Source organism: Clostridium sp. Marseille-QA1073, from assembly GCF_054863625.1.
This window is the reverse complement of the sequence record NZ_JBSVQM010000016.1, coordinates 1-13,725: the sequence shown is the minus strand read 5'-3', so window position 1 is coordinate 13,725 and position 13,725 is coordinate 1. Positions and strand designations below refer to the sequence as shown.

The window sequence follows — 13,725 nt, the reverse complement described above, 5'->3', positions numbered from 1 at the left end:
CACCTCTTTGTATTTTATTAGTTATATATTTCCCATTTATAAATAATTAATTGATGTTATAAAAAATATTTTATTTAAGATTCTATAGAAAACTAGCAGATGTAATAATCAAAACCTTTTATATATTCGTTAGTTTTAAAGTGCTTATATGCATTGCATAAAAATATTTACTTTTTAAATTAGTGTTTTACAAACTTTATTTCTGGATATCGTTCTGCTATCTTCTCTAGTTTCACAGATCCATCACCTTTAATATATTTATTAAAAAATGAAAGGCTTACATCATTAACCACATGATGAACATATTTTAAATCTTCACCTTTCGTTTTAAATACTGATGTAAACTGATTAAGATCAGTGTAGCTCATATGATCTGTATTAGGAATAGTAAGAGAGTATACACCACCGGTCATAGCAACTTGTCTTCGTCTGGCTAATTCACCCCATAGGTTGTTATACAGATCACTGTTTAAGCTAGGCTGCTCTTTTGCAGCATTCATATAATCTTCACTTTCCTGCGCATCCATTATCATGAATGGTTTGCCAATGCCCTTTTCTGGTACTGACTTTCCATACAGACCACCATCCATATTAATGCCAGCCTTAACTCTATGATCTTCAAGCAGCATATGCATGGTATTCGCTCCTCCATAGGAATGACCAAGCATACCTATACGGTTCATATCAATAAGTCCACCAAAACCATTATCTGAAGTATCTTTATTTAATTCTTCTAATTTATCTAAAACAAATTTTGCATCTTCAGTCCATAATTGCATGTGTTCATCTAATAAAGATAATCCATCTTCTAACTGAGTTTTAACAGGAGCAACGCGTCCATCAGGAAACACAGTAGTTGCTGCATCATAAGTGTGATCAATAGTAGCAACAATATAACCATGACTTGCTAACTCTTCTACCTGAAAGGTGTTTTGGTTACGATACAGGTTCATACCATGAGAAAATATTAATAATGGCCATGCTTTCTCTTCTTTTGATATCAATGCACCCTGATGAGAATTGGTCTTAAGTTGTCCTAAATGATCCAAAGCGAATACAGGATAAGATAACCCAATAGCTAATTCCCTAGGATTTTTAATATACGGTGCTAAAGGCTCATTGCTTCCATCCTTTGCAGGATACCAAATCTGTACCATCAACTCTCGATGATCATTTGAATCTTCTGTATAGTTTTCAGGTCGTTTATAATCAATAAAATGAAATGTTTTTGTTCCTAATTCATAGGGTCCTGTAGGTTTAGCAAATGAAAACATTGGCATAATAAGTGGCAGCCCAACTGCAACTATAAAGTATATTCCTATAAGTAATCCCTTAAATATACGGGTACCCTTTGAAGCTGACACTGTATATTTACGGGGAAATATAAAAATTTGTAGTAACAATATGATTAGCACTAAGTATGCAGGAATCATTTGCCACCTATATCCTTCTATCATTAATTGTAGAGCTGTAACCACAGCAGAAATTCCTAACAAAATTACATTATTACGAGTAGCACCTCTTTCGAACATCAAAACCCGACCTAAGATTAGAAAATTTAATAAAATAACAACTAATTCCATAACCCTCATAACATTTCTCTCCATTCTTTTATTACATTTTTAAACTTTTAATTAAACCCTTATTTTTACCATCTAAAAATTCTTTAAATTTATTATGTATGTACTTACTAATATAAGTTAAATTAAAATAGCACAATAGTGCACTTTTAATGCAATTTCTAGTGCTATTTTAATTGTTCTATTTAAATATTTTTTTAGTAATATTAGTGATGATATAGGTAAATGGTAATGATAATATTATTAACAAAATAGATATAAAAATATATATTTTATCTGAATTATAAAACATAAATAACTCTCTTGCTTGAGGTATTACAAATGCTGCTGAGAACAATATAGCCATTACCATTACAAGTAAAGCCTTAAAAGCATTTAATGGTTTTGCTACTTTTAATAAAACAATTAAACTAATTCCACCTAATACCAGTATGGACAATGTTCTGCATTGTTCTATCGTTAGATTATTAAAGTAGCCTAATAAAAATATTGCAAGCGTACTCAATCCTATTACTATACCATTAAGTATTGATACTTGAAGAACCCTTTTTAGGAACCCTCTACTAACACGTTCCTCATTAGGTGCTAGAGCAAGAAAAAAAGATGGAATACCTATAGCAATAGATCCTATTAAACTTAACTGTATCGGCATGAATGGAAAAGGTAGTAATATCAATCCAAATACAAGAGAAAGTATCATAGAGTATACTGTCTTCGATAAAAATAATTCTGATACTCTCTCTAAGTTATTTATAAGCTTTCTGCCTTCTACTACAACTTTAGGAAGAGCACTAAAATCTGAATTTAATAAGACAAGTTGCGCTACTGCCTTTGTAGCATCAGAACCATTGGCCATTGCAATACCACAATCTGCTTCCTTTAAAGCTAAAACATCATTTACCCCATCACCAGTCATAGCTACAATATGCCCCTTTGATTGAAGAGATTTTACTATTGTTTTCTTTTGATGAGGAGTTACTCTACCAAAAATAGTATTATTCTCAATAATTTCTGCTAATTGTTCACTATCTTCTGGTAAAGTTCTAGCATCTACGTATTTATCAGCACTTTTAATACCTGCTCTCTTTGCAACAGCAGATACCGTTACAGGGTTATCTCCTGATATTATTTTTAGTTCAACACCTTCTTTTTCAAAATATTGAAAACTCTTAGTTGCCTCTTCTCTTATAATATCTTCAATAAGAATTAGAGCTGTTTTTTCTACATTATTTAATGTCTGATTTTTAAATTCATCCTCTGAGGTCTTTGCTAAAAGAAGTACCCTTCTTCCTTTTATAGCTTCTTCTTCAACCATTGATTTTAGTTCTTCATATTCATCCTTTAAAATCATTTCTGGAGCGCCAAGAACCCATGCTCCTTTTTCTTCAAATTCAACCCCACTCCATTTTTTTTCAGAAGAAAATGGTATTTTGTTTTTTATTTTTAATTCTGGTTTATCATTATATTTTTCCAATATAGCCTGTTGTGTTGGATTTATACTAGGCGATCCATGAGCTATTCCTGTAAGAATTTCTTCAATATCATTAATATCATTATTTTCTAAAGCTATTACATCTACTACCCTTAACTTTCCTTCTGTTATAGTTCCTGTTTTATCAAGACATAACACATCCACTCTAGCTAAAACTTCCGTAGCTGGAAGCTCCTGCACAAGGGTATCCCATTTAGAAAGTCTTATAACTGCTACTATAAAAGTAGCACTTGTTAAAAGTACAAATCCTTCAGGTACCATACCTATAATCCCTGAAGCTGCTCCTATAACTGCATCTTGCCAACTTCTATCAGCAAACAGAAGCTGTGTAGCAACAAGTAATATTCCTATAGGAATTACAAGCCAAATTATCACTTTAAATATTTTATTTACTGCTGTTTGAAGTTCCGAATTAATAAGCTTATATCTTTTTGCCTCTTCCGCAAGTTTGGCTGAATATGTATCAGCACCAACACTTGTCACCTTAGCATAGCCATTCCCTGCTACTACAAAACTTCCTGATAAAATTTTTGAAGAAGACTTTTTTAATACAGGATCTGATTCTCCAGTAAGTAAAGACTCATCTACTTCAATTTCACTTCCATGTAATATTTCTGCATCAGCTACTATTTTTGCTCCTGGATTTAAAACCATAACATCATCAATAACTAAATCTTCCATAGAAATTTCTTTTTCTACTCCATCTCTCATAACTTTAACATTAGTCATATTTAAAAGAGAAAGATTTTCTATTATAGCCTTAGCACGAACTTCTTGAATAACACCAATCATTGTATTAGTTATGATAACGCCTGCAAAAAGAGCATTCTTAGGTGATCCGGCTATAATAACAATTATGGCTAAAACTGCATTTAAAGCATTAAAACTAGTAAATAAATTTGCCCTAATTATCTGTCCAATTGTACGGGATGGCGTTTTAGGAATAACATTTACTTTACCTTTTTTAACTCTATCCTTTACTTCTTTATCCGTAAGTCCATAATTCATATTATTGCTTTTTGAAATTTTATAAGATTTGTTCTCATATATAAACTCTGATCTCATATAGCCACCTCTTTTTAGTTCCATTTGAATTACTTATACCAATTATGGTACCTTCAAAGAATAATTATTTAGTACAAGTCTATTCCAAGCTTTTCTATATAATTATTTAACATATCTATATTAAAAATATACATAAGATAAAATTTCAAAGTATTAAATAAATTATACTTATTATTTCTCTTATATAACTTAATGCTCAATTCTAATCTTGCTTCTTTATATATTCTAATTATCTTTTATTAGAATACACTTAGAAAATACCAACTAATTTATTAGATTTTCATTTGAAATATTATACTTTTAATTAATAATAAAGTTTATCCCAATTTCTTAACAATAATTCGTTTTTGAATATACATCTTTTATTACATAGATGTAATGTTATTGTAAGGAAAATAAATAGCAGCTATGCACCCATTGTCTTAAAATCAAATCATAAACAAAGTTTATCATGTTAAATATATCTTTTGGTAAACTTTATGTTTAAATAATATTCTAATTAATAGTAAGGAGAAATAAAAATGAAAAGATTTATTAAATTATTATCTATATCATTACTTTCAATGTCTTTATTAACAGGCTGCTCACTAACTGATAAAATTTTAAGTAAGGCAAATGGTGTAGCGTTATATGGAAGTCAACAACAAATTGAAAATACCATTGAAAAGTATAAGGAAGAATTAAAATCAGAAACATCTTATGAAATTAAAGTAGCAGAGATAGATGATAAAAAATTAATGGTGCTAAATAAAACTACTGCTGAGGCATTTATTAAGCGAGGTATATTTAAAAAAGTTGATAAAAATGATAATACAGAAACATTAAAATCTTTACCAACAGTTACAAGTGATACTGGTATATTATTTGCAAAAAATAATGTTGAAAACTTAATGATCAACGATAAAAAATTAAATGTTAAACATGAAGGAAATATTATTATTGGTGATGGTCGTGTATATGTTGATATGTTTGCAATTGTTGACGATTCAATTTGGAAAACAATTGATCGTGAAGAAAAGACTATAGGATTATTAGAGTTCAATAAAGATCCTAAACATGAAATGATCAACTTTGATGTGGAACTCGCACAATTAATGAAATTTGAATAAAACTTAAAAACATAAAAACATTATAATTTAATTATAGATGTTTTTATGTTTTTTTATTATAATGATAATAAAATATGTAAAATATAGCTTTATTTTTCATATTTATTGTAAATCTCATTTTAAAAATAAAAATTTAAACTTAAAAATATAGAGGGGGTTATGGTAAATGGTAACTTATAAAAGATGTTCAGAGGTAGATATAAATTCAATCTATGAAGCTTTCCAAATTGGTTTTTCTGACTATATTATAAAAATTAATATGTCTAAAGATGACTTTATAACTAGATTTTTAGGACCAGAAGGAAACTGTTTAGAGCATTCATTTGTAGCACTTGATGAAAACAAGGCTGTTGGTGTTATACTTGGAGGAATTAAAGTATATGAAGGAATAAAAACAATAAGATGCGGAACCTTAGGCGTTCATCCAGAGTATAGAGGTAAAGGAATTAGTAATAAACTTTTTGAACTCCATAAAGAAGAAGGAATAAAAAATCAATGTAAACAACTATTTCTTGAAGTTATAGTTGGTAATGATATAGCTGTTAATTTTTATAAAAAACTTGGTTATGAAAAAATTTATGACCTTTCCTACTATTCGCTTGATGATACATCAAAGTTAAAAAAATATGATATTACAAATGTTCATATTAGAAAAATTGATTTATCTGAATTCGAGAAAGTCATAGATAAAACAAAAGACATTCATATTAACTGGCAAAATGATATAGACTATGTGAAGAAATGTGACAATACATTCTATTACGGCTCATACTATGGTGATGAATTAATTGGCTCTCTTTGCATTAGTTCCAATGGAAAACTTAGTTTTTTATGGATTAAAAGTGAGTTTAGAGGAAAGGGAATTGCCACATTTCTTTTAAAGAAAGCTTGTGAAGAATTGGCTATATCAAAAATTGCTGTTGCATTTCCTAATAACAACCTTTTACAAGGATTTTTAAAACATATGAACTTTAAAAAAGATAATATTAATCAATATGAAATGTATTTAACTTTATAATTAAATTTATAAGCAATATACTTATTCTATTTTAACCGTGATAATTATCACAGAATATTAAATGAATTACTATATAATTAACTATAAACTAACTTACCTAATGATCTCAAAATATTATATTAATTTATTTAATAGGAGAATAATGATATGGAAAAGCAAAGAGTAAACTATAAAAAACTCTATTATGGATTTCCTGTTTTTTTCGTAAGCTTTTATGATGAAAATGGCGTTCCTAATGTAACCACACTTTCATCATCCTATACTTTAAGAGATATGATTTGTCTAGGTTTTGGCACTAAGGGATATGCTATAAACCAAATAAAAAAAGTTAAAGATTTTGTTATAAACATACCAGATAGAAGCTTGATGAAAGAAATAGATTTCTGTGGATATTCCTCAGGACATAATTGCAAAAAATTTGGTTTTGTAAACTTAACCCCAACAAAATCAGATATTATAAATGCACCTATGATTGAAGAATGTCCAATATCTATTGAGTGTACATTAACAGATGTAATAGAAAAGGATTATTATTATGGTATTACTAATATATTAGCTCAGATTAAAGGTAGATATGTTTCGTCAGAGCTTTTAAATGAAGAAGGATATTTAGATTATAAAGAACTAGATCCAGTTCTTTATGTTGGTGATGATGGTGAGCGTGCCTACAAATATATTGATAAAAAACATATAGATAGTTCAAAATCTTTTATTTAAGCTAAAAATGCGCTCATATTTATAAAGCATGTCTTTGATAAAGATTTTAAGAGAGCTATTGAATAGCTCTCTTATATAATGTTTTTAAAACAATATTGCAATAAATTATTATTGTTAATTTTATTTATTTGATATTTTTCAACCATCTATATGCAGTTAACATGTCATCCTCATTATCATAAATGTTCATCTTTTTAGCTATCTCGAAAGCAAACTCCATAAATGCTTGTCCAGTTGAAGTTATGATATTGTCATCAGTCATAACATCTTCATTTACTACATTTAATTTATCAAATAAATAAATATATAAATATATATATAATGACTGACACCTATATGTCAGTCATTATATTTCTCTAATAATTCTTTTAGATATTCTCTAGTTTCCTCTTTTAGATATTTAGGCTCTATCACTTCACATTCTTTACCAAAGCCTAAAATAAATTTTATTAGCCCTTCTTCATATGGGAAAAAATCTTCAACAATGAACTCTCCATCTTCTAAAATTTTAATTTTGTCTTTAGAAAAATATTCTTTCAATTGTTCTCCAATTTTACAAGTAAATTTTAACTTGACTTTAATACTTTTATTACTATATCCCTCATCAAATATTTTTTCTATTTCTTCTTTAGAAATATCTTTTTTTATGAAATTACTACCTAGTTTAAGATTTCTTATTCTAACTAATTTAAACATTCTATGGGAATTTTTTATTCTACAAAAAGCTATTAAATACCATGAACCTTGATCGAACTTTATTTGAATAGGTTCAGCTATTCTTTCATAATACTCCATCCTTCTATTTATATAATAAAATTCTAATAATCTGCTCTCTTCAATTGCTTTATTAATTAAAAATAAATATTCTTTAAGTTCATCCTCCATACTAAAATGAGACATATTTATACTTAATTTATCATACTCAAATATTTCTTTTTTATATACATTTTCAAATTTTAAAATAATATTATTAAATTGCTCGTTATTACCAAACAAAAGCTTTAAATTATTCATTATTGACATTAATGGTTGAACTTCTTTTTTATTTAAAAAAAGATTATCTAAATTATAATTTTCCATTATATAAAAGCCACCATTTTTTCCCCCAATAGAAGCTATTGGAACACCTGCTTCACTTATTTTTTCTATATCTCTATATATAGTTCTTATGGATACTTCAAAATGTTCTGCAAGTTCCTTTCCTGTAACCATACCCTTATTAGAAATTATTAATAAAATTGATAATAATCTATCTACCCTCATGTTTACACTCTACGTTTTTAACGCTTTTACCCTTTCTTAAAATTTACTTTCTTATAGTTTAATCTCTAAAGATACATATAGGTCAAAAATTTGATGACTATTACTAAGTTAATTTAAGTGAGGTTTATCTACCTATTTTTCTTCCTATCACCAAAAAAATATGTTCATCAACATTATTTTACATATTTTTAAATTAAAATAAAAAACTACTTAAATGTAAAATATTTTATTTATTTTCCAATAATTATACTATACATCCATTGAGAATGGTATTAATGCAATGTTATAGTATAGCTATAATATACACTACGAGGGGGATATAAAAATGAAAATGAAAAAGATTCTATTGTCGTTTTCTCTAATTATGATTCTTTGTTTATCTTTAGGAGTTAATGTCGAAGCAGCGGTTGTAAAACCAACAGCAAATAAACCCAAAGACATAAAATCTATAAAAGTGAATAAAGTTATTAATGCTACAAGTGATAAAAATCTAAAGGATATAACATTAGACCAATTCTTTAAGAAAGTTAATAATAAAAAAGAAGAGGAATTGCTAAAAAAAATAGTAGTAGGTTCAGAACCAGATAGTATACTAATCTTTAAAGAAAAAGATAAAGAATTATATACTTTAATGGTATATAAAAGCGTAGATCCATCAGATATATTTTGTAATATAAGTATTATTTTTGATTATGACTTTACAGAAGGTAATTTAAATAGATCACTAACATTAGGAAATTATTTTCAATTATTAAATTCTCTGGATGAAACTAATTCAGAAGCTTTATTTAAAAATATGCTTGATTATATTAATAATAAAGAACTAATTTCTCAAATGTCTACTTATGCTAGAAATTGCATTGATGTAATGTTTAATAATGCCCGCGAACTTGAAATAGATAGCATTTTAAAAAATAGTAATGATTACTATTTGGAATCTCAAATGGCAACAAATAATAATAGTTGTATTGGAGTAAGTCTTGGTACAGTAAGAGGAAAAATAGAATGTCTTATAATGATAGCTAAATTTTAATTATAAATAATATCGAAATATATATGTTTAAAAATTTTATAAAAAAGCTATGAACATTTTATCTTTGTTCACAGCTTTTTTTATTAAGTTTCATATATATTAAATTTATATTTTATTTACATAGCTTGTTCTTCTAAATTTCCACTGGTAAATTGGCTATTATAAAGATCTGCATAGAATCCACCTTCTAATAAAAGTTCATTATGATTACCTTTTTCAATTACACTACCATTGTTCATAACAAGTATTAAGTCTGCATCACGGATCGTTGATAATCTATGTGCTATAACAAAGCTTGTTCTTCCCTTCATAAGTTCTGTCATTGCTTTTTGTATATAAGACTCTGTTCTTGTATCTACACTACTTGTTGCCTCATCTAAAATTAGTATTGCAGGGTCAGCAAGTATGGCACGAGCAATTGTAAGTAATTGTTTTTGTCCTTGAGAAATATTAGAAGCCTCTTCATTTAGTATTGTATCATATCCATCTGGAAGAGTTCGAATAAAGTGGTCAGCATGAGCTGCCTTTGCCGCCTTAATAATCTCTTCATCAGTAGCTCCACTACGTCCATAGCCTATGTTTTCTCTTATAGTACCATTATATAGCCATGTATCTTGAAGTACCATTCCAAACATGCTGCGTAAATCTCCACGATTTAAATCTTGAATATTAACACCATCTATGGTAATTTTACCATCGTTTATCTCATAAAAACGCATTAATAGGTTAACAAGTGTAGTTTTTCCTGCACCAGTTGGACCTACAATAGCAATAGTTTGACCTTGCTTAACATCAATATTCATGTCTTCAATAAGAGTAGCATCCTCTTTATATCCAAACTTAACGTGTTCAAATTTAACTTCACCTTTAGGAGATTCTATAACATTGTTGTATTCACTATCTTTAATTTCTTCAATTTCATCAAGAAGTTCAAAAACACGTTCAGCAGATGCAACAGTTGATTGAAGAATATTTGCTATATTTGCTGTTTGAACTATTGGTTGAGTAAATTGTTTTGAATATTGAATAAAAGCTTGTATATCACCAATTTTAATTCTTTCCTTAGTAACAAAAATACCACCTACAACACATATAAGTACATATCCTAGATTACTAATGAAAGTCATTAATGGCATGATAATACCAGAAATAAATTGAGCTTTCCAACCTGCATCATATAATTTTTCATTAATTTCATTAAATTCATTTATTGACTTTTCTTCATGTCCAAATGCCTTAATAATTTTATGACCAGTATACATCTCCTCAACATGACCATTTAACTCACCAAGTGACTTTTGCTGCTGAGCAAAATGCTTTTGTGATTTTGATGCCACAACTTTTGTTACAAATATATATAATGGCAAAGTTATAATGCAAATAAGTGTCAATACTGGACTTATAGTAAGCATCATAACAATAATACCTATAAGTGTAAGCATAGATGTTATAAGTTGTGTAATACTCTGTTGTAGTGTACTACTAATATTATCAACGTCGTTGGTAACACGGCTCAATATTTCCCCATGGGTATGAGAATCAAAAAATTTAAGTGGTAGATGTGAAAGTTTATTATTAATATCATTACGCATATTATAAACTGTCTTCTGTGCGACACCAGCCATAATTAACTGCTGAACATAGTTAAAAGCTGCACTAATTATATAAAATGCTATTAAAATAAGAATTATACGTCCTATATAATCAAAATCAACACTAGGCACAGGTTGATTCATCTTTATAGCCATAAACTTAGCCATAAGACCTTCAAATAGAGTTGTCGTAGCTTTTCCCATTATTTTAGGTGTTACAATACTAAAAACCGTACTTAGAATAGCCATTAAAAATACTGCACAAATTTGAAGTTTATGAGGTGCTAAATATCCTATTAATCTTTTTAGTGTCCCTTTAAAATCCTTTGCTTTTTCTACAGCCATTCCCATACGAGGTCCACCATGACCTACTTTTGCTCCATTGTTTGGTTTACGCTCTATACCTTTTTCGCTCATGCTAATTCCTCCTCTGACAGCTGTGAAGATACAATTTCACGATATACATCACAATTATTTAAAAGTTCTTTATGATTTCCTATTCCTGCAATTTGTCCATCATCTAAAACTATAATTCTATCTGCATCCATAACTGTACTTACTCTTTGTGCAACTATAATCACTGTTGATTTCCCTGTTTCGTTTTTAAGTGCTGCACGTAATTTTGCATCTGTCTTAAAATCTAAAGCAGAAAAACTATCATCAAAAACATATATCTCTGGTCTTCTCACCAATGCACGAGCTATTGAAAGACGTTGTTTTTGCCCTCCTGAAACATTAGTTCCACCTTGAGATATAACTGATTCAAATCCATCTTTCATATTAAAAATAAAATCTGAAGCCTGAGCAATTTCTGCTGCATGCTTAACTTCTTTATCAGAAGCATCATCCTTACCATATCTTATATTATCAGCTATTGTACCACTAAATAAGACTGCCTTTTGAGGTACAAAACCTACCTTCAGTCTAAGATCTTCTTGAGTCATTTCTCTAATATCTATACCATTAACTAAAATACTTCCACTACTAACATCATAGAAACGTGGTATAAGGCTTATAAGTGTAGATTTACCAGAACCAGTTCCCCCTATAATTGCAGTGGTTTCACCAGGCTTTGCACTAAAAGAAATATTACTTAAAGCTGGCTTCTCTGCACCAGGATAATTAAAAGTAACATCTTTAAACTCAATATAGCCTTTTTTATTAGAACTTTTAGTATTATTTCCGTCATTTATTTCTGAAACAGTATCAAGCACTTCATTAATTCTCACCGCTGAAGCTGATGCACGAGGAATTAATATAAACATCATAGAAACCATAATTAATGAGAACATTATTTGCATTACATATTGAATAAATGCCATTAGATCTCCAACCTGCATACTTCCATTGTCAATACGAATACCTCCAAACCAAACAACTGCAATTGTTGTAAAGTTAAGTACTACCATCATTATTGGCATTAATGCAGCCATTATTTTATTAACCTTTATAGCTGTATTAGTAAGATCTAAATTTGCTTTATCAAAACGCTTTTTTTCATGATCAATCCTATTAAATGCACGTATTACTCTAATTCCTGTAAGATTTTCACGTAATACAAGGTTTAATTTATCAATCTTTAATTGCATCATCTTAAATAATGGCATACCTTTTTTCCCAATAATACCTATAGCCATAGCAAGTATAGGCATTACAACAATAATAATTAGTGATAACTTTGCATCTTTCGATACTGCCATTATAATACCACCAATACACATCATTGGAGCACTAATCATCATACGAAGCATCATTACTAATACTTGTTGAATTTGTGTAATATCATTTGTAGTTCTTGTAATAAGAGAAGATGCTCCTATTTTATCGAATTCTTGTAATGAATAACTTTCAACTCTTGAAAAAACATTTTTACGAAGATCTTTACTAAATCCTGTTGCAACTTTTGAGGATAAAAAGCTAGCTAAAATTGTACAAATAGTACCTCCTGCCGCTACAAGAAGCATAAATCCACCAATTTTCAAAATATAGTTTGTATCTCCATTCACTATCCCAGTATCAACTATATTTGACATTAAAGTTGGTAAATATAGTTCAGAAAGGGATTGAAAAAATACAAGTATTAAAATTGCAGCTACAGAAGCTGCATATGGTTTTAAAAACTTAAACAACTTAATCATTAATAATCATCTCCAGTCAGTTAAAGCTATTAAACTTTTCATGTAAAATTAAGTTAATAAATATCTTTAATAAAAAACTTATTGACTTTAGGCATCTGAAATAAAATTCTATTTAGTTTAATATTACATATCTACCTTTTTGTCACATACCTTTAAAAGATTATCACGCATTTGCATCAATAACCTACGAAGTAAAACTTGCTCTTCCATTGTAAAATTACTAAAACATTCCGATTCTATATTTTTTACAATTTTATTCATCTCTTGGCAAACTTCTCTACCATACTCAGTGAGATATACTCTTGATATCCGTTGGTCTTCAGGATCTTGGTGCCTCTCTACAAGCTTTGACTTTTCCATTCTATTTAACATTACCGTAATTGTAGCAGGCTTTATTTCAAGCTTACTAGCTAGTTCTTTTTGGCTTTGCCCATCTTTTATATATAGAACATGCAACATAGGTGGCTGCCCAGGATAAAGACCTATTTTATCAAGTTGCGTATGAGTACGGTAGTAATGCAATCTTATCACTTGGTAAAAAACATGATATAGTGAATCAGATTCATGAAAATTCATTTATTTCCTCCTAACTATTTAGCTGGCTAAGTATTTTTTAATATTATCATTAAGTTATTTTCTAGTCAATAATTTTGTACAAATTTATATAAAAAATTTTAATTTTCTTATTTAGCAATTTTATTTCAGATGACTTATTGCC

At 28.6% G+C, this 13,725-nt stretch carries 10 protein-coding genes; 4 read left to right on the top strand and 6 right to left on the bottom strand.

Annotated features, from left to right (window positions below):
* Positions 1-179: 179 nt before the first annotated feature.
* Positions 180-1,592: an alpha/beta hydrolase family protein gene (locus ACY1IQ_RS14085; RefSeq protein WP_461614541.1), complete on the bottom strand. Its 1,413-nt coding sequence runs from the start codon at positions 1,590-1,592 to the stop codon at positions 180-182.
* 169 nt (positions 1,593-1,761) lie between these two features.
* On the bottom strand, positions 1,762-4,137 hold the full coding sequence (locus tag ACY1IQ_RS14080) for a cation-translocating P-type ATPase (RefSeq protein WP_461614540.1): 2,376 nt from the start codon (positions 4,135-4,137) through the stop codon (positions 1,762-1,764).
* 521 nt (positions 4,138-4,658) lie between these two features.
* Here ACY1IQ_RS14080 and ACY1IQ_RS14075 point away from each other — a divergent pair.
* The 3 genes from ACY1IQ_RS14075 to ACY1IQ_RS14065 all read left to right on the top strand — a co-directional run bounded on the left by ACY1IQ_RS14075 (position 4,659) and on the right by ACY1IQ_RS14065 (position 6,981).
* Positions 4,659-5,246, top strand: a complete 588-nt coding sequence (locus ACY1IQ_RS14075; protein ID WP_461614539.1) for a lipoprotein BA_5634 family protein — start codon at positions 4,659-4,661, stop codon at positions 5,244-5,246.
* Between the two features lie 166 nt (positions 5,247-5,412).
* On the top strand, positions 5,413-6,264 hold the full coding sequence (locus ACY1IQ_RS14070) for a GNAT family N-acetyltransferase (RefSeq protein WP_461614538.1): 852 nt from the start codon (positions 5,413-5,415) through the stop codon (positions 6,262-6,264).
* Positions 6,265-6,411: 147 nt separating this feature from the next.
* Positions 6,412-6,981, top strand: coding sequence for a flavin reductase family protein (locus ACY1IQ_RS14065; protein ID WP_461614537.1), 570 nt, complete (start codon positions 6,412-6,414; stop codon positions 6,979-6,981).
* A 339-nt stretch (positions 6,982-7,320) separates the two neighbouring features.
* Here the strand turns inward: ACY1IQ_RS14065 and ACY1IQ_RS14060 are convergent, their stop codons facing one another.
* Positions 7,321-8,244 carry a helix-turn-helix transcriptional regulator gene (locus ACY1IQ_RS14060; protein ID WP_461614536.1) on the bottom strand — a complete coding sequence of 308 codons (924 nt, stop codon included), beginning with the start codon at positions 8,242-8,244 and terminating at the stop codon, positions 7,321-7,323.
* A 325-nt stretch (positions 8,245-8,569) separates the two neighbouring features.
* Here ACY1IQ_RS14060 and ACY1IQ_RS14055 point away from each other — a divergent pair, with 325 nt between their 5' ends.
* Entirely contained in the window at positions 8,570-9,277 is a 708-nt protein-coding gene (locus tag ACY1IQ_RS14055; protein WP_461614535.1) for a hypothetical protein, read from the top strand.
* A 116-nt stretch (positions 9,278-9,393) separates the two neighbouring features.
* Here the strand turns inward: ACY1IQ_RS14055 and ACY1IQ_RS14050 are convergent, their stop codons facing one another.
* The 3 genes from ACY1IQ_RS14050 to ACY1IQ_RS14040 form a co-directional block, all read right to left on the bottom strand.
* Positions 9,394-11,286 carry an ABC transporter ATP-binding protein gene (locus tag ACY1IQ_RS14050; protein ID WP_461614534.1) on the bottom strand — a complete coding sequence of 631 codons (1,893 nt, stop codon included), beginning with the start codon at positions 11,284-11,286 and terminating at the stop codon, positions 9,394-9,396.
* Positions 11,283-13,007, bottom strand: coding sequence for an ABC transporter ATP-binding protein (locus tag ACY1IQ_RS14045; RefSeq protein ID WP_461614533.1), 1,725 nt, complete (start codon positions 13,005-13,007; stop codon positions 11,283-11,285). Before ACY1IQ_RS14045 ends, ACY1IQ_RS14050 begins: the two co-directional genes overlap by 4 nt.
* Positions 13,008-13,130: 123 nt before the next feature.
* The gene (locus ACY1IQ_RS14040; protein ID WP_461614532.1) at positions 13,131-13,538 is read right to left on the bottom strand and encodes a MarR family winged helix-turn-helix transcriptional regulator; all 408 of its coding nucleotides are present in this window, start codon (positions 13,536-13,538) and stop codon (positions 13,131-13,133) included.
* Between the last annotated feature and the right edge of the window lie 187 nt (positions 13,539-13,725).